The sequence below is a fragment of the Rheinheimera muenzenbergensis genome, assembly GCF_036984005.1.
GTDB classification, from domain to species: Bacteria; Pseudomonadota; Gammaproteobacteria; order Enterobacterales; family Alteromonadaceae; genus Alishewanella; species Alishewanella muenzenbergensis.
In genome coordinates this window covers 20,627-42,878 of record NZ_JALAAR010000018.1, presented here as the reverse complement: position 1 = coordinate 42,878, position 22,252 = coordinate 20,627, and the positions used below count along the sequence as shown (strand labels likewise).

Annotated in this window: 17 protein-coding genes and 3 tRNA genes; 13 read left to right on the top strand and 7 right to left on the bottom strand. The window is 47.9% G+C overall.

Annotated elements, in window-relative coordinates; all coding sequences use genetic code 11:
* The 3 genes from MN202_RS17330 to MN202_RS17320 all read right to left on the bottom strand — a co-directional run bounded on the left by MN202_RS17330 (window position 1) and on the right by MN202_RS17320 (window position 275).
* Window positions 1-76, bottom strand: a tRNA-Glu gene (locus MN202_RS17330).
* Window positions 77-109: 33 nt separating this feature from the next.
* Window positions 110-185 (bottom strand) — tRNA-Glu (locus MN202_RS17325).
* 14 nt (window positions 186-199) lie between these two features.
* A tRNA-Ala gene (locus MN202_RS17320) sits at window positions 200-275 on the bottom strand.
* A 342-nt stretch (window positions 276-617) separates the two neighbouring features.
* On the opposite strand from MN202_RS17320, the gene MN202_RS17315 reads away from it, so the two are divergent.
* The gene (locus tag MN202_RS17315; RefSeq protein ID WP_335737400.1) at window positions 618-1,619 is read left to right on the top strand and encodes an ExeA family protein; all 1,002 of its coding nucleotides are present in this window, start codon (window positions 618-620) and stop codon (window positions 1,617-1,619) included.
* A gap of 20 nt (window positions 1,620-1,639) precedes the next feature.
* On the opposite strand, the gene MN202_RS17310 is transcribed toward MN202_RS17315, so the two are convergent.
* Genes MN202_RS17310 through MN202_RS17295 form a run of 4 tightly spaced genes read right to left on the bottom strand, consistent with a single transcriptional unit; the run spans window position 1,640 to window position 6,446 of the window.
* Window positions 1,640-3,307: a porin family protein gene (locus MN202_RS17310; protein ID WP_335737399.1), complete on the bottom strand. Its 1,668-nt coding sequence runs from the start codon at window positions 3,305-3,307 to the stop codon at window positions 1,640-1,642.
* Complete coding sequence (locus tag MN202_RS17305; protein WP_335737398.1) at window positions 3,276-4,169, bottom strand: XrtA-associated tyrosine autokinase; 894 nt, start codon at window positions 4,167-4,169, stop codon at window positions 3,276-3,278. The genes MN202_RS17310 and MN202_RS17305 overlap by 32 nt, the downstream gene beginning before the upstream one ends.
* The gene (locus MN202_RS17300; RefSeq protein ID WP_335737397.1) at window positions 4,166-5,761 is read right to left on the bottom strand and encodes an XrtA system polysaccharide chain length determinant; all 1,596 of its coding nucleotides are present in this window, start codon (window positions 5,759-5,761) and stop codon (window positions 4,166-4,168) included. The genes MN202_RS17305 and MN202_RS17300 overlap by 4 nt, the downstream gene beginning before the upstream one ends.
* 49 nt (window positions 5,762-5,810) lie before the next feature.
* Window positions 5,811-6,446, bottom strand: a complete 636-nt coding sequence (locus tag MN202_RS17295; RefSeq protein WP_335737396.1) for an XrtA/PEP-CTERM system exopolysaccharide export protein — start codon at window positions 6,444-6,446, stop codon at window positions 5,811-5,813.
* Between the two features lie 187 nt (window positions 6,447-6,633).
* Here MN202_RS17295 and MN202_RS17290 point away from each other — a divergent pair, with 187 nt between their 5' ends.
* The 12 genes from MN202_RS17290 (at window position 6,634) to MN202_RS17235 (ending at window position 22,238) form a co-directional block, all read left to right on the top strand.
* The gene (locus tag MN202_RS17290; RefSeq protein WP_335737395.1) at window positions 6,634-8,043 is read left to right on the top strand and encodes a TIGR03013 family XrtA/PEP-CTERM system glycosyltransferase; all 1,410 of its coding nucleotides are present in this window, start codon (window positions 6,634-6,636) and stop codon (window positions 8,041-8,043) included.
* Window positions 8,044-8,048: 5 nt separating this feature from the next.
* Entirely contained in the window at window positions 8,049-8,897 is an 849-nt protein-coding gene (locus MN202_RS17285; protein WP_335737394.1) for an XrtA system polysaccharide deacetylase, read from the top strand.
* A 14-nt stretch (window positions 8,898-8,911) separates the two neighbouring features.
* Window positions 8,912-9,940: a FemAB family XrtA/PEP-CTERM system-associated protein gene (locus MN202_RS17280; protein ID WP_335737393.1), complete on the top strand. Its 1,029-nt coding sequence runs from the start codon at window positions 8,912-8,914 to the stop codon at window positions 9,938-9,940.
* 5 nt (window positions 9,941-9,945) lie between these two features.
* Window positions 9,946-11,154, top strand: coding sequence for a TIGR03087 family PEP-CTERM/XrtA system glycosyltransferase (locus MN202_RS17275; protein WP_335737392.1), 1,209 nt, complete (start codon window positions 9,946-9,948; stop codon window positions 11,152-11,154).
* A complete protein-coding gene (gene xrtA, locus MN202_RS17270; protein ID WP_335737391.1) occupies window positions 11,151-12,620 on the top strand; it encodes an exosortase A in 1,470 nt (489 codons plus the stop codon). The genes MN202_RS17275 and xrtA overlap by 4 nt, the downstream gene beginning before the upstream one ends.
* Complete coding sequence (locus MN202_RS17265; RefSeq protein ID WP_335737390.1) at window positions 12,617-13,768, top strand: TIGR03088 family PEP-CTERM/XrtA system glycosyltransferase; 1,152 nt, start codon at window positions 12,617-12,619, stop codon at window positions 13,766-13,768. Before xrtA ends, MN202_RS17265 begins: the two co-directional genes overlap by 4 nt.
* Window positions 13,769-13,770: 2 nt before the next feature.
* Window positions 13,771-15,666 carry an XrtA/PEP-CTERM system amidotransferase gene (locus MN202_RS17260; RefSeq protein WP_335737389.1) on the top strand — a complete coding sequence of 632 codons (1,896 nt, stop codon included), beginning with the start codon at window positions 13,771-13,773 and terminating at the stop codon, window positions 15,664-15,666.
* Window positions 15,663-16,874, top strand: coding sequence for a TIGR04063 family PEP-CTERM/XrtA system glycosyltransferase (locus tag MN202_RS17255; protein WP_335737388.1), 1,212 nt, complete (start codon window positions 15,663-15,665; stop codon window positions 16,872-16,874). The genes MN202_RS17260 and MN202_RS17255 overlap by 4 nt, the downstream gene beginning before the upstream one ends.
* Window positions 16,871-18,088 (top strand): glycosyltransferase family 4 protein, encoded by a 1,218-nt coding sequence (locus MN202_RS17250; protein WP_335737387.1) that lies wholly within the window; start codon window positions 16,871-16,873, stop codon window positions 18,086-18,088. The genes MN202_RS17255 and MN202_RS17250 overlap by 4 nt, the downstream gene beginning before the upstream one ends.
* A 72-nt stretch (window positions 18,089-18,160) precedes the next feature.
* Complete coding sequence (locus MN202_RS17245; RefSeq protein WP_335737386.1) at window positions 18,161-19,471, top strand: putative O-glycosylation ligase, exosortase A system-associated; 1,311 nt, start codon at window positions 18,161-18,163, stop codon at window positions 19,469-19,471.
* Window positions 19,468-20,973 carry a lipopolysaccharide biosynthesis protein gene (locus tag MN202_RS17240; protein WP_335737385.1) on the top strand — a complete coding sequence of 502 codons (1,506 nt, stop codon included), beginning with the start codon at window positions 19,468-19,470 and terminating at the stop codon, window positions 20,971-20,973. Before MN202_RS17245 ends, MN202_RS17240 begins: the two co-directional genes overlap by 4 nt.
* Window positions 20,970-22,238, top strand: coding sequence for a polysaccharide pyruvyl transferase family protein (locus MN202_RS17235; protein ID WP_335737384.1), 1,269 nt, complete (start codon window positions 20,970-20,972; stop codon window positions 22,236-22,238). Before MN202_RS17240 ends, MN202_RS17235 begins: the two co-directional genes overlap by 4 nt.
* Window positions 22,239-22,252 lie beyond the last annotated feature (14 nt).

The window sequence follows — 22,252 nt, the reverse complement described above, 5'->3', positions numbered from 1 at the left end:
TGGCGTCCCCTAGGGGATTCGAACCCCTGTTACCGCCGTGAAAGGGCGGTGTCCTAGGCCTCTAGACGAAGGGGACGCAAAGACATTCATTCAAAAAGTGCAGATTTATTGGCGTCCCCTAGGGGATTCGAACCCCTGTTACCGCCGTGAAAGGGCGGTGTCCTAGGCCTCTAGACGAAGGGGACGCACTAAAAAATCTTGGTGGAGCTAAGCGGGATCGAACCGCTGACCTCTTGCATGCCATGCAAGCGCTCTCCCAGCTGAGCTATAGCCCCACACTTTTATGTTCTTTGCTTTCTTACGTTAGCGCTGAACACGGGGCGCATTCTAGGGTGCCACTGAAAATGTGTCAACAGTTTTTTCTGGCAGTTTATTCGTTCGATCGCTTTTTGAGCACAACGCTGCAAATATAGCCAAAAATGTACAGAAAAAGCTGTTTTTAGAACATCTTAGCCCTAAAGGCCGGTGGTTTATCTGCAGCATAAATATTTCAGCAAATTTAAGCACTATGCCGATGTAACGATGCAAGGTGTGTTGTTCCGGACGTTTTTTGTATAAACTATCAGCAGACGGCCAAGCAGCGCCATGCTGAGTTATTGATGTAAAGGATTATAGTTATGTACGAAAAGTACTTTGGATTCAGGGAACGGCCTTTTCAGTTAACCCCCAGCCCAAATTGGTTTTATGCCAGCAAGCTGCATAAACGCGCTTTGGCCTACCTGCAATATGGCTTATCACAAGGTGAAGGTTTTATCGTTATTACCGGTGACGTTGGTACAGGTAAAACAACAATAGCCAATCAGTTGCTAAGCCAGTTGAGCCAGGATGAAATTATCGCCAAACAAATCGTCACATCCAAGCTTGAACCCGATGATTTAATCCGCATGATTGCCTCCAGCTTTAATCTGGTGGTGACTGAACATACCAAAGCCTGTTATCTGGATGCCATATACAACTATCTTAAGCGTTTGCATTCACAACACCGTCGAGCACTGTTGCTGGTTGACGAGGCACAAAATCTGCCGCTGGCGTCAATTGAAGAGCTAAGAATGCTGTCCAATTTTCAGATAAACGGCAAACCACTGATCCAAAGCTTTCTGCTGGGCCAAAACGAGCTAAACGCCATTATCCAGGCGGCTAATATGGAGCAGTTTCGCCAACGCATTATTGCATCGTCTAACTTATCGGCCTTTCAGCTGGAAGATACCAAAGCTTATATCCAATACCGTTTACAGCAAGCTGGCGGCGCGCTGGATTTATTAAGTGATGATTGCTACGCCCTGATCCAAAATTACAGCAAAGGCATCCCACGGAAAATTAATACCGTTATGGACCGGGTGTTGTTATTTGGCTATCTGGAAGAATGTCAGCAAATTAACGCAGACAATGTCAGCGCTGTACTTGAAGAAATTGCACAGGAAGTGGCAAATTTGCGGCCTCAGGCAGAGCCGAGCACCGAGCCCAGGCCAAACACGGCACCTAAAGCTGCAAGCTTGCTAAACGAGCTGTCCGGCATCATAGATAACGAACTGGAACAAAAATTAAAACTGGTTAAAGAACTTGATGCCCTGCTAAAGCGGCAACAACAACTACTAAGTAGCAGGGACAATAATGACTGAAGTTAGCACCGGCCTGTGATTTACAGCCGGTGACTATAGCTTAGCCAAACACGGTTTTCTGATAAGTCAAACGCTTGCTGCGACGAGTTTCTAACGGTACGTCTGAACATTAATTTCACTGTAGCCTGGTCATTCAGCTCTCTTTTAAAGCCGGTTTCAACCGAAAAGTTTTTGTCGGTGCGCTGTACATCGTAATACGATAAATCATAGTGCCGGGCTGACAGCTGAAAATGGGTAAGCCGGCCAATTTGCCAGCTTGACACTGCACTAACAGCCTTGGTCTTTCTGGAGCGTAAAGACTCGGCGTATTCATCTTCTGTCTGACTAAGCGACAAATTTAATTTCACTCGCCGATGGTTATAACCCAGATTAAACACCGCTGAACGGCGTTTTACCAACTCTTCACTGATATCAAAGCCCGACTGAAAAAACTGTTGCAACGTTTCGCCCGGTTGCAACTGGTAGTTGTTTGTTGGCGGTTTAACACAATCATCAATTTCTTGTGAGCCGGTAGGACAAACAAAAATTCCCAAATCTTCAAAAATTTGGTCCAGATTAGACAATACCTGTAGCGTCTCAGCAACGGTAACCCGGGCGGATACCGTGCGCATATTATACTGCCCCGCAACAGAGGTTGTACGACCAAAAAACTGGCGGTCATAGCGATAACGCAATGAGCTGCGACGGCTTGGTGCTATATAGACTTCGGTTGCATAATATTTCTCGTCTTCATTTTCGTCATCTGGTAATTCCAGCTCACCGCTGCGCGTAGAGCGATTTTGCGTGACATTAATGTACGACACTGCCCCAAAGCGGTACTCCAATCCTGCGCCATAGGATTTGAAGGTGTCAAAGTAACCACCAAAATTGTTGTTACCATCACCGGCATTGTCCTGATAATTGGCGCGGACTATAGCCGACAAATTGCCAAATAATGGTAGCCCGGCGATGAGGCTGGCCTGTTCACGTTCAAAGTCTTGTGCCGACTGCCGGGTGGTTTTACTAATACTGCCACTGAGCAAACCAAAAGCGCCTGCACCGCGTGAACCAGCAGCTAATTGCACACTGGCTTGCAGGGTGTCGTTGTCAAAACTATCAATACCATCAGCAACTTCAGGCCGATCTGAGCTGAATTTTCTGTAAGACAAATTTACTTTGCTTTGAATAGCTGCACTATTGAGAGTGGCAAAGCTAAGATTTGCGCCATAACTGCTGGTCTTAGACAAATTGTCACTGCCGGTAATAATATCAGAGTAGATATTGTTTTCTGCACTACGTACCTGATGTCCGGACTGTGCGTTCAGTTGCAGCGATAACCGGTTGTCAAACATTGATACGCCGCTGCTACCTCTGAAGGTCGTCAGACTTTTATGATTGCGTTGACTATCGTCATACCAGACAGATTCATTTTTCACATTGATACTGGCAGAGGATTGCTGGCCCTTGTGCGTTAGCGTTATTGTTGGCACAGCCATAAAAGCCAGGCCTTTATCCAAACCAGGGCCTGCCCGTTCATCACGTAACCAAAAGCCATAGGCGGCGGTTTCAATTTCCGGCGTGACAGTAATATCAGCGACACCACTTGTTGAATACATCGTCAGACAAAGGCTGTACATAACGCCTTTTATCTGCAGCGGCGAGGCCCTGCGTACGGTATCAGGTTGCGCCATAGTAATAGCCGTAACCATAACCTTTCGCCTGATTGCGATGCGCTTTATTAATTAAAAAGCCAACAGCGATATCCTTTGGTAGTAGCGCTACTGCCTGTTCAATTTCAGCCAGCTTAGTCCTGTTTTCTTCAACAACTATCAATGCCTGACCACACATAGATGCCATGACTGCTGTTTCATTCACCCCTAGCAGCGGTGGCGCATCGAAAATAACAATCCGATCCTGATAACGGGTGGCAAATTCATAAGCTAACTGCATCATCCGCTCACTGGCCAACAGTTCTGTCGACAAATGGTGAGGCCTACCGGCGGTAATAATCTTCAGACGTTCAACATTAGTGCTCAGCATAATGTCGGATACCTTCACTTCATCTGACAACAAATAGTCAGTTAGTCCGGTACTATGTTGTAAATTCAGGGTTTTTGATACGCTCGGACGCAGTACATCGCTGTCAACCAACAGCACCGTTTTGTCCTGCTCTAAGGCAATACTCAAGGCCAGATTAACAGCAGAAAACGTCTTGCCCTCGCCTGAGCGTGAGCTACTGACCAGAATTAAATTAGGGTGTTTTAATGTTTTACTTAACGCTCCAAAAGCATTGTTAATTAATTTGCGTTTAATCACGCGATACTCTTCATTAATCAACCGCCGCTCACTGGACAATGAAACAAAGTTCTTTTGCTCAAGCATCTGCAGATCTAGCTCAACACTGACCTTAGCCTCTTGATGTTGTGCCGGAGCTGCATCTTGTAGTGCGTTAGCAATATCTGACGCTGTCCTTTCGTCTTCGGCCTGATAAGTCGGTTCTGCAAAGGTTTCACTAACCGGCGTTTGCTGTATTTTAGTTTGTTTCGAAATTGCTTTTTCAATAATACTCATCCGACAAACCTCGATAACAACTCAGCAGAACGACCAAATAACATTTCATTAGTAAGCAGCAGTATAAAGCAAAACACCAAGCTCGCTGCCAATAAGGCAAAATACAAAAAGTGCAATCTTACCTGACGTAAAATCGTCGATTTATTTGTATGTGACACCACACCAAATACCGGAAAATCAGAAATGCTCTGCAATTGACTCGCTCTGGTCAGCACTGGCGAAATCATACTGCGTAAAAATGCCATGACTATACCTGCACCTATACCGACAGCCAGCACAAGTGTATAAAACAATGCCCGGTTAGGCCCGGAAGGCGCCAAAGGTACTCTGGGCGGCTCTATTACATTAAACTGCACATCTTGCTCTGACGCACCAGCACGGCGTGATAGTTCAGCAGACTCACGACGACTCAATAACGCTTCATACTTTGATTTGGTAATATCGTAATCGCGGTTTAAACCAGTAAATTCCGCTTCAATTTCAGGAATTAGGTTTAACTTGCTAACCAAGGCAGCGACGTTTTCTTCATAAGCTTTTACCCGTACCTTCACTGAAGCAACTTCAGTTTCCAGCCTGGATACGCTGATACGTAATTCCTGATACACCGCATTTTGGTTTAAATTCGCACTGCTACCCGGCTGTTCAGCCGTCAACTGTGCAAGTTGCTGCAATTCCTCGTCTCTTTGCTGCTCTAACTGCTGCAGTAAACGTTTTGTTTCCAGCACATCCGGATGAAATTCGGTATAGCGTATGAGTAAATTGTCCAATTGCGATTGCAGCGCCCGGATGCGGTCATCAAACTGGGTAGCCGGCCGGCCGGCACTGCCGGTAAAAGGCATAACCCCAAATACCGGCTCTTCACCTACCATTTGGCTTTTTGCAGATGCTAACCGGGTCTCCAGCTCGCGCAGAGTTAAGCGCGCCTCCTCCAGTTTTTTCTTTTCATTATTGATCTGACTGTAATAGTCGTTTTCATTGCCGGGCAGTAAATTTAGCCGGTTTTTCTTGAAGTCTGACAGCCTGAGCTCAGCTTCCATCAAGCGTCGTTCATAGTCAGTAATCTGACTGGTTAAAAACCGCTCGGCGGTTTGGGTATCGGCCCGGCTGGAGCCAAGCTGACCTTCGACAAAATTATTCAGCGTTTCCTGCACCACCTTCAGCGCGAGCTGTGGCTGCGGATTACTGTAAGAGATAACATAAATATTTTCGCGCCCCGAGGCTGAGATGGTTATCGTTTTTTGCAGGGTATCAATCAGCTCTTCAAACTCTTTATCCGTCGTTGCAGTGATATCCAGATCGGTTGCGCGGGCAATTTTCTCCAGATTAGGCCTGCTCAACAGTGTGCGAGCCATCAGTTTGATTTCATCATCGTTATTTGTTCTTAACGCCAACCCCTGCAACAAGGGTTGCAATACCGTGCTGGTTTCGACATAAAGTTTGGCGTTAGCTTCGTATGTTGGCGGTAAATTATAGACAAAAAACCAGCCAATCGGGCATACCAACCAAGCGGTAATAACGATATACCTGCGTCTAAGCCAAATGCCCTGAAGATAGGTATAAAGTTGCTCTATCGCTTGCTGTAACTCTTTCATTTATCACTCCCTGACTACGGTTACTGCTTAGACCCGATTCTTACTAATATTAGAACCAGGCTTCTGGAATAATAATGACATCTCCGGGCAAGATATCGACATTAGCCCCAATTTTTCCATCCCTGATCAAATCATCCAGACGCAATTCGTAAGTCAGTTGACGACCATCTTTGACGCGAACTAATTTTGCACCATTACCATTGGCAAATTCAGTTAAGCCCCCTACCTCGATCATTAGATCAAGCAATGTCATGTATTGGTTATAGTTAATCGACTTTGGATTGGTTGCAGCACCAATAACTCTAACCTGTTCACTATAAGGGCCGACGAAACCATTCACCGACACCGTCACAACCGGATCACGGATGTATTTGCTCAGTATCGCTTCCATATCGCGTGCAAGCTGTGTCGGCGTTTTACCGCTGACGACAACGTCTTCAACTAACGATGTGGTGATCTTACCATCTGGCCTGACAATAAAACTGCCGGACAACTCGGGGTTGCGCCAGACAAAAATAGACACTGTGTCCTTAGGTCCGATCAGATACTGATAATTATCAACTGACGTCGTAAGTGAGTTTTGCACTGTGGCAGGAGGCAGGTAGTAGCTTTTACACCCAGCCAGCAATAAGCCGGCAATAATCAAGAGGAAACCGCAATATCCGTTAGCAGATCTAGCCATCATAGTACAAATCCTTATTCTGATGCCTTTCTAATATAACTTAAAAATTTACCCTTGTGCTGCAAAAAATGAAAATTTAATTTTTGTTTTGGTCTAAAAACAGTATAATTAGTGAGCTAACCTATGCAGGTTCAAGAGTAACCTGAAACGGCAATGGCTTCAACGCAATGGATGCAACAAGGATGTGGTTATGAGTAAAGCAACTCGTTACGGACGAAATACGATTGCAGATAAACTGTTTTTACTCAGCGAAGTTATACTGCTATCTGTCTCAAGCCTGCTCGCCAGCTATGCAATAAGCCTGTACTTTATCCCAGTGACAATAGAACACCAGTTGATTAATGCCGCGCTGTTTTCAGCATCGGTAATGCTCTGTGCTTTGTCAGTCGGCCTGTATGATCAAAAGCTACGCGAAGGGCAAAAAGGCATTATTAAGCGCGTGGTTATTACGCTGCTATTTAACGCCATCTTACTGGAACTTATTGTTTTTCAGCTGTTTCCGGCACTGCATATCAGCAGTTTATATCTGGCGATAGCTTCAGCAATTGCGGCCCTGCTTATTTCAGCGTTCAGAGCGCTGTTTCACTATCACGACGTCACCAGAATCAGCCGGCGACGGGTGCTGGTTTTGGGCGCCGGTGAGCGCGCCTCGATAATCGAAAAGCGTATGCGGCGTAATGTCGATAAACGCAATTTCGAAATAGTCGGCTTTACGCCAATTGACGGTGATAAAGACGCCGGCATCGCCGAACACAAACTGGCCCGGTTCGATTACCAGACCGCATTGTTCCAGTATGTGATGGAACACCAGATAGACCAGCTGGTCATTGCCTGTGATGAACGCCGCAACATGCTACCGGTCGAACATTTATTTAAGTGTAAAACCCGCGGCATTGATGTTATTGAAATTCTTGATTTTATAGAGCAGGAAACCGGTCAAATCGCAGTTAACCTGATTTATCCAAGTTGGGTTATTTATGCCAATGGCCTGGATCTTAATCAGCGCTTTAAAACCAACCTCGATTACAAACTCAATGCGGTGTTAGCTGTACTGATGCTGGCACTAACCTGGCCAGTCATGTTAATTACGGCTCTGCTCATTTATCTGGAAGACGGCCGGAAATCCGGCACCTCGGTATTTTACCGCCAGTTACGGGTCGGTATCGATGGCAAGCCGTTTTATATTATAAAATTTCGCAGTATGCGCTCTGATGCGGAAAAAAATGGCGCCCGCTGGGCCAGCGCCAATGATGACCGGGTCACCCGGGTTGGTAAAATTATCCGCAAGTATCGTATTGACGAGTTGCCACAGCTTATCAACGTGCTAGCCGGTGATATGGGTTTTGTCGGACCAAGACCTGAGCGGCCAGAATTTGTTAATCAACTGGTTAAAGATATCCCCTATTACAACCATCGGCATAATGTAAAACCGGGTCTTACCGGTTGGGCACAGCTGAAGTATCCTTATGGTGCAACTGCTGAAGATGCACAGGAAAAACTGAAATTTGACCTGTACTACATTAAACACCGTAGCCTGATGCTGGATCTAATGATCCTGGTTAGAACGGTAGAAATTGTGCTGTTTGGCAAGGGGCGCTGACATTAATGGTAGTAGCGTCAACCCGATATAATGCCTTAACTGTCGATGTAGAAGATTATTTTCACGTTGCTGCCTTCGACACTACGGTGTCGAAGCAACAATGGCCTGATTTACCTCAGAGAGTAGTTAGAAACACCGAAATCCTGCTGCAGCAATTTGAAGTGCATCAGGCCAAGGCCACGTTTTTTATCTTAGGTTGGGTAGCAGAACGTTTTCCGCAGCTGGTACAGAAAATCCATGCTGCCGGCCATGAAGTGGCCAGTCATGGCTATGCGCATGCAAAAGCATCGGTACAAAGCCAGTCTGAATTTTTACAGGATATTCAACGCGCTAAAGCCCTGTTAGAAGACATCACTGGCAGCCCTGTAACAGGTTACCGGGCACCAAGTTTTTCTATTGGCAAAAGCAATGAATGGGCTTTCGCCACCTTGCAACAAGCAGGTTATTTATACAGCTCAAGCACTTACCCAGTTGTACACGATTTGTATGGTACGCCGGACTGGCCTCAGCAACCGTATAAACGAACCGAAGGTATTTGGGAATGCCCAATGCCGGTATTAAATAAAGCCGGTAAACAATGGCCGATTGCCGGCGGTGGTTATTTCCGCCTATTGCCGTATTGGTTGAGTAAAAAATGTATCGACAGTTATTTAAAGCAAAGCGACTCGCCATATATGTTCTACTTCCATCCGTGGGAAATAGATCCACAGCAACCGCGCTTTGCCAGTGCGCCGTTTAAATCTAAGTTCAGACACTACACTAATTTAGATCGGATGGAAGCCAAGCTGGTGCGTTTGCTACAAGACTATCAGTGGCGTAGTATCCGGGAAGTATTTCAGCCGTATTTTGTATAACGTAAGGGAATCGGATGTATCAACTGCATACATTGTCGCTCAGGGACGAGCAGGCTATGGCGTGGGACAGCTTTGTTAACGCCAGCGACGATGCTACTTTTTTTCACTTATCTGGCTGGCAGCAAGTCCTTGCCGATGTCGGGCATCAATGTTACTACCTGTATGCTACTGAAAATAATCATATTGTTGGCGTTTTACCTTTAGCACGGGTAAAAAGCCTGTTATTTGGCGACGCCCTGGTGTCAACGCCCTTCTGCGTTTACGGCGGTGCAGTTGGCGCGCCGCCGGTAAAACGTTACCTGGAGCAACAGGCGATACAGCTTGCTACCAGATTGCAGGTGCAACATATTGAGTTTCGCTATAAAACTGCGCAAGACAATAACTTAGCTACCCGCAGCAGCCACGCTTATTTTGCCTGTGAGCTGGCAGATACAGCTGAGCAAATACTGGCGAATGTGAAGAAAAAACAACGTGCTGTATTGCGACATGCGCTGAATGAAAATCTGCAATTCAGCCTTGATAGTGATACTACCGAGTTTTATCACACTTATTCACAGAGTGTACGCAACCTTGGGACACCGGTATTTAGTCAGGCCTTCTTCGACAAAATCATGGCCGTGTTTGCCGGCCAGGCAGACATTTTAACGGTACGACAACACAACAAGGCTGTGTCGTCTGTGCTGAGTTTTTACTATAAAAACGAAGTTCTGCCTTATTACGGCGGCGGCATTCTGCAGGCAAAAGAGCTGAAAAGTAACGACTTTATGTATTATCAGCTCATGTGTCATGCCCGCAGTGACAAAGGCTGTGATCGCTATGATTTTGGCCGCAGCAAAATCGATTCCGGCGCCTACCATTATAAAAGACATTGGGGCATGCAAGCGGTAGAACTGCCCTATCAGTACCAACTGATCACGGCAAAACAACTGCCGAACCTTAGCCCGAACAATCCGCGCTACCAATATTTTATCAAGCTATGGCAAAAACTTCCGCTTGGTGTGAGTCAGTGGCTGGGGCCTAAACTATCGAGATATCTGGGATGACAGCGATGATCAAACCACCCTTGCTTATGTTAGTGCACCGTATCCCTTATCCGCCAAATAAAGGCGATAAAATACGCTCGTTTCATCTGCTAAAAAACCTCAGTCAGCACTACAGCATTTATCTGGCCTGCTTTATTGACGATCCTTACGACGAGCAGTATCTGCCTGAACTACAGCAGTGGTGCGCAGATGTTTGCTGCATAAGATTGCATAAAAAGCCCGCCATGCTACGTGGCTTAACGGCATTTTTAACCAATAAAGCCGTTACCCTACCTTACTATTACAGCAGCGACGTACAGCGCTGGGTCAATAAAACGGTGACAGAACACGGTATTAACCAGGTACTGGTTTACAGCTCAGCTATGGCACAGTATGTAGAGCAGCAGCCCAAATTAACGACTAAAGTCATTGATTTTGTCGATATAGACTCAGACAAGTGGCAACAATATGCACAGCGCAGCAGTGGAATTAAGCGCTGGTTTTACCAACGCGAAGCCAGGTTGCTGCAACGCTATGAAATAGACATCTGCCATCAGTTTGACCGCAGCTTGTTTGTGTCAGAAGATGAAGCGACCGCCTTTCGCGCTTTATTGCCCGCCTCCATACAACATAAGGTATCGAGTCTGAGTAATGGCGTAGATACAGAATTTTTTGACCCTACAGTGTTGCTGCCTGAAGCAGAAATATACTTGCCGGCACAGTATCTGGTGTTTACCGGCGCCATGGATTACTGGGCTAATGTTGATGCCGTACGCTGGTTTTGTCAGCAGGTATGGCCAGCCTTACGGCAGCAGTATCCGACATTACAATTTTTGATCGTTGGCGGCAATCCGCATCCGGACGTTAAAGCTTTGTCTCAGTTAGCTGGTGTTGTTGTTACCGGCCGGGTTGCCGATGTCAGGCCCTATCTGAAATCGGCCCTGTTTGCCGTCGCGCCAATGTTAATTGCCCGGGGTATACAAAATAAGGTGCTCGAAGCGATGGCGATGAATAAAGCTATCCTCTGCACGCCAATGGCAATGGAAGGTATTAATGCCCCGTTGACCGCAGCGACTCAGGTTGCAGAGGGTGCCGAAGCTTTTATTCAGCTTGCTTTAGCTATGTTGGCCGAGACCGGGCAACACGGCAGCAACCGGCAATGGATCATGCAGCATTTTAGCTGGCAATATACCCTGACTAAGCTGAACAATTTTATTCAGCCTGAGGCGGCATGATGCAAAAGCCAAAGCAGCTTATCGCTTATTTATCGATGCTGACCGTAGCGCTGATCAGCTACGTGTTGCTATATGCACAAACCTGGCTGGATATGGAACGGGTATGGCGCAGCTCTGCAACGTACAACCATTGTTATCTGATCATACCAATTAGTATTTGGCTATTCAGCCGGCGAAAATCCAGCACTGTGCCAAGAGCTGCAGACAATAACAAAAAGGGTTTTGGCTGGCCCTTGTTGCTGCTGTGTCTGCTGCAATTGTTATATCTGGCAGGTTTTGCCAGCGGCATAGCCTTGCTTATGCACATTGCTGCCGTATTGTCGTTGCAGGCTCTGCTGTGGCTGGCACTTGGCAATCAAAATGCAAAACTGCATTGTTTTGCTATTGGCTACCTGATATTTCTACTGCCATTTGGTGATGAACTGTCGCCGCTATTGCAGTATTTTACTGCCGACCTGACCGTGTTTTTGTTGCAACTGGCAGCTGTTCCGGTATTTCGCGAGGGGCTGTACCTGGCGACGCCGGTTGGGCTGTTTGAAGTAGCTGAGGCCTGCTCCGGCTTGCGTTTTCTCATCGCCTCTATTGCTATTTCAGTGTTGTATGCGTATCTGACCTACAACAAACTGGTAAAACAACTGTTGTTTGTGTTAGCGATGGTGGTGGTGTCGATCCTCGCCAATGGCGGACGCGCCTTTATGTTGGTCTATATTGGTGAAAAAACTAATATGGCTTATGGTTTTGGTGCCGATCACTTTCTGTACGGCTGGTTGTTTTTTGGCGCTGTGCTGATGGCTGGCTTTTGGCTCGGAAGCCGTTTCGCCGACAGCAATACCGAGTTGCACCCCGCCACCTTAGTCAAACCACTGTACCAGCAACAACATGCGCTGGCATTACCGATGTTAGCCATAGCATTGCTGGCAACCATGCTGTACCAACAGAGCCTGCCAAGCGTTAAGCCGCCATTGCAGCCGGCAACACTAGCACTGCCGATAGAAAACAGCGTAGTACCTGACAAGTCAGACTGGGGGATCACCTTTGTTGACAGCCTGCAACTGGGCCATCAATCAGACGAAACCAACACTGAGTATTTTGTCGCCGTTTACGCCAACAACCAAAAACCAGGCAAATTAGTCAGCTGGAACAACAGGTTGTTTAATATTGATGTCTGGTTTATGACAGACCGGCAATCGAACAACGGCATCACCATGTTACAGCTAAAAAATCAGGCGCAGCAATACCGTTCAGTGTTGTACTGGTACCAAATCGGCCAGATTAAAACCAGTAGCCTGGCGCAGGTGAAGTTTTATCAGGCCTGGCATTTGTTGTCGGGTAAATCCGGCCCGGCCAGTATTTTTGCGGTATCAGCCCAGGGCCCGTTAACCGACGACATGCAACGGCAATTGCAGCGGGCGGCGGCAAAACTTTCGGCACAGCCTGTAATCAACACTGGTACGCCAGCATTATGACCATCAAAAAGCCGGTGCATGTCACCCATCTGATCTGGCATTTTGGCACCGGCGGGCTGGAAAACGGCGTGGTAAATTTGATCAATCATTTACCGGAAGGTGAATTTACACACAGTATTATTACCCTGACCGGTCATCAGCCTGAATTTGCTGCCCGGATCCAGACAGATAATGTGCATTTTTACTGTCTGAATAAACGTGAAGGCCATGATTGGGCAATTTTGCCACGGCTGAATACTTTACTGAAAAAACTTAAACCCGATGTTTTGCATAGCCGGAATCTGGCTACGCTGGAGTTGCAGCTGATTGGCTGGTTACGCAAGGTACCGCTGCGACTGCATGGTGAACACGGCTGGGACAGTTACGATATTGGTGGCAGCAGTAAAAAATACCAGATATTGCGGCGCCTGTTACACCGTTTTGTGCACCGGTTTATCTGCCTGTCGGCGGAATCCGAGCACTACCTGATACATAAGGTCGGCGTGCCCGGCTCAAAACTGCTGCGCATTTGCAATGGCGTAGACACAGAGAAATTCGGCCAGGCACAAGCCCAAGCGCTGGATAGCTTAGGCTTGGTCGCAACGCCCTCCCCGCTTATCATCGGTACTGTTGGCCGGCTGGCCAAGATTAAAAACCAGGCATTATTGATCAATGCTTTTGCCCTATTATGCCATCAGCAACCTGAGCTTATGCAACAGTGCAAATTGTTGTTGGTTGGCGATGGCCCTTGCAAGGCTGAGCTGGAGCAATTAGCAAAGCAGCATCAGCTACACAACCGCATTGTTTTTGCGGGCAACCGTACTGATGTCGCGCAATTGATGGCGTGCCTGGATGTATTTGTGTTGCCGTCGTTAGCTGAAGGTATTTCCAACACTATTCTCGAAGCAATGGCCGCCGGCATCCCGGTTATCGCAACAAACGTAGGCGGTAATCCTGAGTTATTGCCAGAGTCGCTGCACCAAACTAACCTGGTAGCATCAGACGACGTTGCGGCACTGGCCACAGCAATGTTGCGCTACGTCAGCTCAGAGCAAGCGCGCTGCGGCGATAGCCAGTTAGTAAAAAAGCATTGCCAGCAGCACTTTAGTATCGCTAGGATGGTAGAGCGTTACAGGACGTTATACGAAATGACAAGGAAGCAAATTTAACTATGTGTGGTATTGCCGGTATTTATCAGCTCACAGAGCAGTCGACGCCTGAGCACAGCATTTTATCACGGATGAACGATAGCCAGTGGCACCGCGGCCCGGATGCCGGTGACTACTTTTACCAGCCAACTATTGGCCTGGCACACCGGCGCCTGTCCATTATCGATATTGCTGGCAGTCCACAACCGATGCAAAGTACCAATGCCCAGGCCTGCATTGTTTTTAACGGCGAAATTTATAACTTTGCCGAACTACGCGCCGAGCTCAGCGCTCTTGGCCATCAGTTTAATACCCATGGTGATACCGAAACCATTCTAAACGCCTGGCTGGAATGGGGACCGGCCTGCGTGCAGCATTTACGCGGCATGTTCGCCTTTGCTATTTGGGATAAGACGCAACAGTGTTTGTTTCTTGCCCGAGACAGGCTGGGTATTAAACCGCTGTTTTACTCATTGCTGGATAACGGCGACTTTATATTCGGTTCAGAGCTAAAAGTGCTGCGCCATCATCCTGACTTTAAGCATAATCTGCGTCACAGTGCCATTGAAGACTACTTTACCTTTGGCTATGTGCCTGAACCTCATACTATTTATCAGCACAGCTATAAACTCAGCCCTGGCCATACATTATTGCTTAAACATGGCAGCGCCCGCTTACCCGAGCCAGAACAATACTGGGATCTGCCAACACAATGGGACACCGCGCTCAGCAGTGACGCCTTACAACAACAGTTAATTGACCGCTTACGTGAAGCGGTCAAAATCAGGCTGGTAGCAGAAGTGCCGCTGGGGGCTTTTCTGTCTGGCGGCGTCGACTCCAGCGCGGTTGTCGCCATGATGGCCGGCCTGCAGTCTGAGCCGGTAAATACCTGCTCAATCGGTTTTGATAACCCCAAATACAATGAAACAGAATTTGCCCGCCAGGTCGCTGCGCGCTACAACACCGCCCATCAGGAAAACATCGTCGGTGAAAATGACTTCGATTTGCTCGATAAACTGGCCGATTTATATGACGAACCTTATGCCGACAGCTCAGCGATACCAACGTACCGCGTGTGCGAAATGGCCAGGCGTAGCGTTACCGTAGCGCTAAGTGGCGACGGTGCAGATGAACTCTTTGCCGGTTACCGCCGCTACAAATTGCATATGCACGAGCAGCGCCTGCGCAATATGTTGCCGCTGGCATTGCGCAAACCTTTATTTGGTGTGTTGGGTAAGCTCTATCCTAAGCTCGACTGGGCACCGCGCTTTTTACGCGCCAAAACCACCTTTCAGTCTCTGGCGTTAGACACCGTTGCCGGTTATCACAACTCTATCGCCATTTTGCGGGATGATCAGCGCAGCGCGCTGTATTCAGACGAGTTCAAACGTAAGCTCAAAGGTTACAATTCAATTGAGGTATTTCGCCGTCACGCCGCCAAAGCAGCAGAGCTTGATCCGTTAAAAATAACCCAATATCTGGATATGAAAACTTATTTGGTCGGCGATATCCTCACCAAGGTAGATCGTGCATCTATGGCACACTCACTGGAAGTGCGGGTACCGTTTTTAGATCATAAATTTGTTGAATGGGCTTTTACTGCTGAATCTGAAGCCAATTTACAGCACGGCGTAGGCAAACTGGGATTAAAAAAAGCGCTCGAGCCGCATTTACCACATGACGTTCTGTACCGGCAAAAAATGGGCTTTGCAGTTCCACTCACCCAATGGTTTCGAGGTCCTTTAAAACAGCAGCTTACTGATAAGGTGCTGTCAGACACCATGCTTAATAGTGGTTATTTTAATGCAGCTGAATTAAAACGTCTGGTCTCAGACCACTGCAGCGGTCGAAAAGATAACAGTGCGGCACTTTGGAGCTTGTTGATGTTTGCTGCATTTTTACAGCGGAGCCCATCGTGAAAATCTTACATATATTTGACCATTCTCTGCCGTTACACAGTGGCTATACGTTCCGCTCGCGCGCAATATTACAGCAGCAGCGCCAAATGGGATATGTTACCTGCCATGTCACCAGCCCAAAACACGGAGAATGTGTACAACCGGTTGAAACGGTCGAGCAGCTGACTTTTTATCGCACACAAGCCTATGACAGTTGGTTCTGGCGTTTGCCACTGCTAAAAGAGCTTGCTGTCGTACTGGCGCTACAACGGCGTCTGACCGACGTCATTCAGCAGGAAAAACCTGACATTTTGCATGCCCACTCCCCGGCGCTGAATGGTCTGGCCGCGCTATGGGCAGCGCGCAAAGCCAGGTTACCCGTGGTTTATGAAATCCGTGCCTTCTGGGAAGACGCCGCTGTTGACCACGGTACCAGTAAAGAATTCGGCTGGCGTTACAACCTGACCAGAGCGCTCGAAACTTACGTCGCCAGGCATGCCGATGCAGTAACCACCATTTGTCAGGGGTTAAAGCAGGATTTAATCGCCCGCGGTATCGATGACAGCAAAATCACTGAGATCCCCAATGCTGTCGATCCGACACAGTTTCAACCTATTACCAGCAGAAACACTGAACTTGAACTGACATACCAGTTAAAAAATAAGCCGGTACTGGGCTTTATCGGCTCATTCTATGCTTACGAAGGGTTAGATTTATTGCTACGCGCCCTACCATTGATCCGGGCAAAAATACCCTCTGCCATGGTATTGCTGGTAGGCGGTGGGCCGCAGCAAGAACAGTTAAAGCAGTTAATCAGCCAGCTTAAGCTGGATGATGCAGTGCTAATGCCTGGCCGGGTGCCGCACCATCAGGTTATGCAGTACTACAGCCTTATCGACTTATTGGTATATCCGCGCAAAGCCATGCGGCTGACCGAATTGGTCACGCCACTTAAGCCACTTGAAGCCATGGCGCAGGGCAAGACCCTGCTGGCCTCTGACGTAGGTGGGCATCTGGAACTGATAGAGCATGGTAAAAACGGCTGGTTATTTCAGCGCGATAATATTGAAGATCTGGCTGAGCAGGCTATCCGAGCGCTAACCCAACGCGAACGTGATCACGACATAGCCGAAAACGCCTATCATTACATCAACACCCAGCGTAACTGGGCAGTTTCAGTAGGCCGGTACCACACTGTTTATGGACGCCTGACAGGCAAAGCGGTATGAATATCCTTACTGTCAGCACGCTGTACCCCAATAACCTGCAACCCCGACATGGTATTTTTGTCGAAACCCGCTTACGTAAACTGAAGCAAGCCTACCCGCAGTGCAATATTACCGTGTTAGCCCCGATTCCGTGGTTTCCGTTTTCAACGGTCTTCCCGGCTAAATATCCACAATGTAGTGCGATAGAACAACAACAAAGCAGGCATGGTATCAGTATTTATCATCCGGCCTACCTGGCTTTGCCTGGTTTAGGCATGTACAGCAATCCCTGGACCTTGTATCGCAGCCTGAAAAAACAAGTCATGGCGTTAGTCAAACAAGGCAGACGGTTTGACATTGTCGATGCACATTATATTTACCCCGATGCCGTCGCCGCAGTCTGGCTGGCACAAGAACTGGGGCTGCCGATCACCGCCACTGCGCGCGGTAGCGATATTAACCTGCTGCCCCGCTACACCTGGCCACGGGCGCTGATACGCCGGGCCCTGGCTAAGGTCGATGTCGCCATAGGCGTCTGTCAGGCCCTGACAACGCAAATACATCAGCTGCAACCGGCAGTAAAGCAAAGTATTACCATAAGAAACGGTGTAGATACCGCTTTGTATTATCCGTTGCCCGAGCGTGAGCAGTTAAGATCTGAGCTCGGATATAAGCATTTTTGTTTGTTATCGGTGGGCAATCTTGTCGCACTCAAAGGCCATGACAAAACCATAGCGCTGTTAACTCAGCTTCCAGACGCGCAGCTGTTTATCGCCGGCGAGGGGCCGCTGCTGCCACAATTGCAAGCCCAGGTAAAACAACTTGGCCTGTCGCAGCGCGTGCATTTTCTTGGTTACCAATCTCAGCAGCAGTTACATCAGCACTACAACGCAGCCGACTGTCTGGTGCTGGCTTCAAGCAGCGAAGGCTGGGCCAATGTATTGTTAGAAGCCATGGCATGCGGTTGTCCGGTTGTGGCAACCCCAGCCGGCGGCACACCGGAAGTGGTTGCTCATCCGCATGCCGGAGTACTGAGTACAGATTTTTCTGCCGATGCCTTGCTCAGCGCTTTGGTAACTTTGCAGCAAAATATGCCGGCGCGCGACGATGTCAGCGCCTATGCCAGTACACTGAGCTGGGATCAGTCGATAGTTTTATTAAAACAAACTTTTGATACCCTAGTGCAGCAACACGGCAACGGTGGCTTAGCAGAGGGCAAGCGCTATGTTAGATAGTTTGTATTTGTTATTTGATATTAGCGCCTTAGTTGTGCTGTTTTACTGGGCAACTAAGCAGGAAGAATAATAATGCGCGATTTATTACTGGTTATTTTCTTTTTTGTCGTGGTGTACTTCACCTTTAAACGCCCGTTTATCGGCGTCTGCGCCTGGATATGGATTGCACTTACGGCTCCCACCTTATGGGCTTTTGGTTTTTCAACTCATTTGCGCTTAAACCTGAGCATTGTCTTGATCACCTTTATTGCCTACGTCGTGGCAGAAAAAAACAAGTCGGCCCATTTAAGTAAAATTGGCTGGCTGGTGCTGTTATTTTGTTTCTGGACATTTTTGTCGTCGCTGACTCACATCACCTACGAAACCGCAAAAATATGGGGTTACTTCGTTGATTTTATAAAAGTGGTAATGCTGTTCTTCTTTGCAATACTGCTGCTGAAAAAACGCTACCAAATAGACACCTTTATTTGGTGTATTGTGTTGTCCGTCTCCTCTTATGCCGGTATGGAAGGGTTAAAGTTCCTACTGTCGGGCGGTGGGCATGAAGTAGTCGGACGCGCCGGCGTTATTCAGGACCGCAACGATTTTGCCGTTGCAATTAACATGTCACTGCCGTTAATCGCGTATTTATATTTTACCGCTAAGCATAAACTTATCCGCTTAGGCCTGCTTGGCCTTGCGGCACTGAATGTAATAGCCGTTATCGGTACTTATTCGCGTGGCGGCTTTATTGGCCTGGCAATTTTGGCGGTCGCTTTCTGGTGGCGCTCCAAGTACAAAATCCCTCTGGCGCTGCTGGCATTTCTTATGGTACCCATTTTGTACCAAAAGGCGCCGGAAGACTGGCGTGAGCGGCAAACCACCGTTGCCACAGCAGCCACTGAAGATAGCTCTTTTATCGGTCGTTTGTGGGCCTGGAAAATCTCGAGCATGATAGCGCTGGACCACCCTTTAACCGGTGGCGGTTTTCGTGCGGTTACTAATCCGATTGTCTGGAGCAACTATGCCCCATATACCGCTGATTTTGGCCCGATACAAACACCAGCTATCCCGCCAGAACTGCGGCCCAAAGCCGCACACAACATCTATTTTCAGGTTTTGGGGGATCATGGCTTTGTCGGCTTGATAATCTTCCTGGCTATGTTGGGCAGCACTTATTTCAGTAATCTTCGTACCAATAAGCTTTGCCGAAACCAACCCGAGCACCTGTGGTTGTACCATTTAAGCAGCGCGCTTAATTTATCTATTATTGGTTACGGCATTACCGGCGCCAACGTCAGCCTGGCCTATTTTGATTTACTCTATGCGGTGTTAGCCATAGTGGTGGCGATGCAGCTGCTGCGCCCGGCAACAGCTGTGGCAAAAACACGGAGCCAGTTTTGAGTAACGCAACCCCGGGCCTAGGCAAAAAGATTGCAATTGGCGCAGCCTGGTCTGTGCTCACCCGGCTTAGTATTAAAGGCCTGGGTTTTATCAGCACTATTATTCTGGCCCGGCTGCTGTTCCCGGCCGATTTCGGCATTATGGCTGCCTGTATGGCGATGGTGGCTTTTTTTGAAATATTCACCAGCTTCAGTTTTGATATCAACATTATCCAAAAAGATAATGTGACCGATGACACCTTAAACAGCGCCTGGACCTGCAAGCTCCTATCAGGTTTGTTGCTGGCAATATTGCTGTTTATTGCCAGCCCCTGGATCAGTGCTTTTTTTAACGATCCCCGCTTAACGCTGGTGGTGCAGGCCGTTGCTTTTATTCCGCTGATTAAAAGCGCAGAAAATATCGGCTTTGTGCTGTACCGCAAAAATCTTGACCTGAAAAAAGAGTTTAATCTGGAAGTCATTGCCAAGTTACTGTCTTTCACCGTCACCCTAGCCGCGGCGTTTTACTGGCAAAACTACTGGGCGCTGGTTATCGGCATGTTTAGTAATGCTATAGCGCGCGTATTGTTAAGTTATGCAATGCATTCTTACCGCCCCGCTTTCGGCCTAAGTCAGGCGGCAGAGTTATTTCGCTTTTCTAAATGGCTGCTGCTTAATAACTTACTGATTTTTCTTAATCATAAAGTTACCGATCTGATTATCGGCAACAGAGCAAATACCACAGAACTGGGCTATTACAGCGTAAGTTATGAAATCTCTAATTTACCCACCACAGAACTGGTATTTCCGCTTAGCCGCGCGATCTTTCCCGGCTACTCGCTGGTTAAGTCAGACATTAATGCACTACGAGACATGTTTTTGAAAATTACTGCCGTAGTGTTGTTTTTTGCTGCGCCAATTTGCTTTGGCTTTTATGCTGTAGCACACGAAGCGGTTGCGCTTTTCTTGGGTGATAAATGGCTTAACATAGTGCCGATGGTGTCGATCTTAGCGTTTTATGGCTTAAGCCGCTGCGCCGTGCAAAATATGGGCAACGTATTCGTCGCCTTAGGTAAACCCCATATCAGTACTTATATTTCGCTGTCGCGCTTAATTGTAATCGTGCCATTGCTGTTGTACGCCGTATCGCACTACGGTGCACTGGGTGCCGCTGGCACTGTGCTGGCGGTATCCCTGATAACCTTGCCCATCAGTTTCTGGACCTGCAGCCTGCTGTTAAAATTCACGCTGCGCCAGGTTGTGATGCTGTTTGCTTTTCCAATAATTGCCGCTGTCATCATGACCCTGGCAATTAAACTGCTGGGCTACGTTTTACAGCAACAGCAAGTACACTCCGTTGCAGTACTGTTGCTGGCCAAAGTCGCTACCGGCGTTTTCTGTTATGTCGCCATGGCTGCATTATACTTAGGCTACATCACGAAAAATGAATTTTGGCTACAACTGCTTCACACGTTAAAGGCCAGAATAATTGCCCGGCGTTCGCCAAAGGATTTCCAGGGATGACTAAACAACAAAGCGGAGCGACAGTGGCTCAGCCTAAACACTTTTTGTTAGCCGGCTATGTCGGCGGTATCAATGTAGGTGATGAAACTCTTACCGCCGCAGTAGCAGCACATATCAGCCGGCACTACAGCAGCAACATTACAATAGCCTCTGGCCAACCGGCATTAAGCCAGACCTATATCGGTAACAGCTATAACTACGTTGAAGCCTATTATCCGGGGCAACCGCTTAACACTAAAGGCCTGCTAAATCTTGTCCGAGCGATCCGCCAGGCAGATATTATTGTGTTTGTTGGCGGTGGCTTATTGCAGGATGCCCACAGCACCAAGCTGATCCAGCACTGTGCTTTTATTGCCTCTGTCGCCAAAGTAATGAATAAACCGGTAATGTCATTTGGTATCGGCGCCGGCCCGATAAAATCTGCGCAAGGTGTCAAACTCAGCAACCTGTTTTTGCACGCCAACGACGTACTCTATTGCCGTGACAGCTACTCGGTTGAATATATACAACAACACCTGGCGCCACAGCCCGACACGATAAAACAGGGTTACGACAGCATTTTTTTACAAGGGCAGCAGCCGGCCGACACAGCCCGGCAAAAAGTTGTTGGGCTCTGTTACCGTCATTGGCCAGGCCTTGAGCAATCCACGCTGCTACGCCTGACACAGCAGTTAATTGACAATGAGTATGCGGTCGTTTTTATGCCGTATGAAAAAAGTGACATCGCGCTGTACCACAGTCTTAAACAGCAGTTCGGTGACAAGATCCAATTGTCGACGGAGCAAAATATTGCCGCAACACTTGGCACTATCAGCGCTTTGCACGGCCTTATTTCTATGCGTTTACATGCTAACCTGCTGGCGATTCTGGCCGGAGTGCCCTGTGTGGCGCTGTCTTATGATCCTAAACTGAGCAGTGTATTAGCCAGTGTAGGCTACGGCCAAAACGTGCTGCCTTTGTCAGCATCAGCAGAGGAAATTTTGCATCTGCTGCAACATCCGCCTGCAGCCACACAGCAGCACTTGCTGCAACAAGCCATAGCACAAAATGCCGGTTGCTTTAGTGATGCAATAAACCTTAGCCTGGCACGCCAAACCCCGTTCTCTGCTGTAAGAAAAGTTGCGCTGACAGCTTATTGGTACCGCAGTTTAGTGCTCGCCCCGGCGACCCGGCGCGTCGCTGTGGCAATAGCCCCGGTATTTAATAAGCTGCTGCCCGGCTCGCTAAAAGCCTGGATCAGACGAAAACTTGGATTTAACTGGTAATTTAAGGCTGACAG

Coding starts and splice junctions, on each gene's coding strand:
- MN202_RS17315 (WP_335737400.1), top strand. CDS start 618: ATGTACGAAAAGTACTTTGGATTCAGGGAACGGCCTTTTCAGTTAACC.
- MN202_RS17310 (WP_335737399.1), bottom strand. CDS start 3,307: ATGGTTACGGCTATTACTATGGCGCAACCTGATACCGTACGCAGGGCC.
- MN202_RS17305 (WP_335737398.1), bottom strand. CDS start 4,169: ATGAGTATTATTGAAAAAGCAATTTCGAAACAAACTAAAATACAGCAA.
- MN202_RS17300 (WP_335737397.1), bottom strand. CDS start 5,761: ATGAAAGAGTTACAGCAAGCGATAGAGCAACTTTATACCTATCTTCAG.
- MN202_RS17295 (WP_335737396.1), bottom strand. CDS start 6,446: ATGATGGCTAGATCTGCTAACGGATATTGCGGTTTCCTCTTGATTATT.
- MN202_RS17290 (WP_335737395.1), top strand. CDS start 6,634: ATGAGTAAAGCAACTCGTTACGGACGAAATACGATTGCAGATAAACTG.
- MN202_RS17285 (WP_335737394.1), top strand. CDS start 8,049: ATGGTAGTAGCGTCAACCCGATATAATGCCTTAACTGTCGATGTAGAA.
- MN202_RS17280 (WP_335737393.1), top strand. CDS start 8,912: ATGTATCAACTGCATACATTGTCGCTCAGGGACGAGCAGGCTATGGCG.
- MN202_RS17275 (WP_335737392.1), top strand. CDS start 9,946: ATGATCAAACCACCCTTGCTTATGTTAGTGCACCGTATCCCTTATCCG.
- xrtA (WP_335737391.1), top strand. CDS start 11,151: ATGATGCAAAAGCCAAAGCAGCTTATCGCTTATTTATCGATGCTGACC.
- MN202_RS17265 (WP_335737390.1), top strand. CDS start 12,617: ATGACCATCAAAAAGCCGGTGCATGTCACCCATCTGATCTGGCATTTT.
- MN202_RS17260 (WP_335737389.1), top strand. CDS start 13,771: ATGTGTGGTATTGCCGGTATTTATCAGCTCACAGAGCAGTCGACGCCT.
- MN202_RS17250 (WP_335737387.1), top strand. CDS start 16,871: ATGAATATCCTTACTGTCAGCACGCTGTACCCCAATAACCTGCAACCC.
- MN202_RS17245 (WP_335737386.1), top strand. CDS start 18,161: ATGCGCGATTTATTACTGGTTATTTTCTTTTTTGTCGTGGTGTACTTC.
- MN202_RS17235 (WP_335737384.1), top strand. CDS start 20,970: ATGACTAAACAACAAAGCGGAGCGACAGTGGCTCAGCCTAAACACTTT.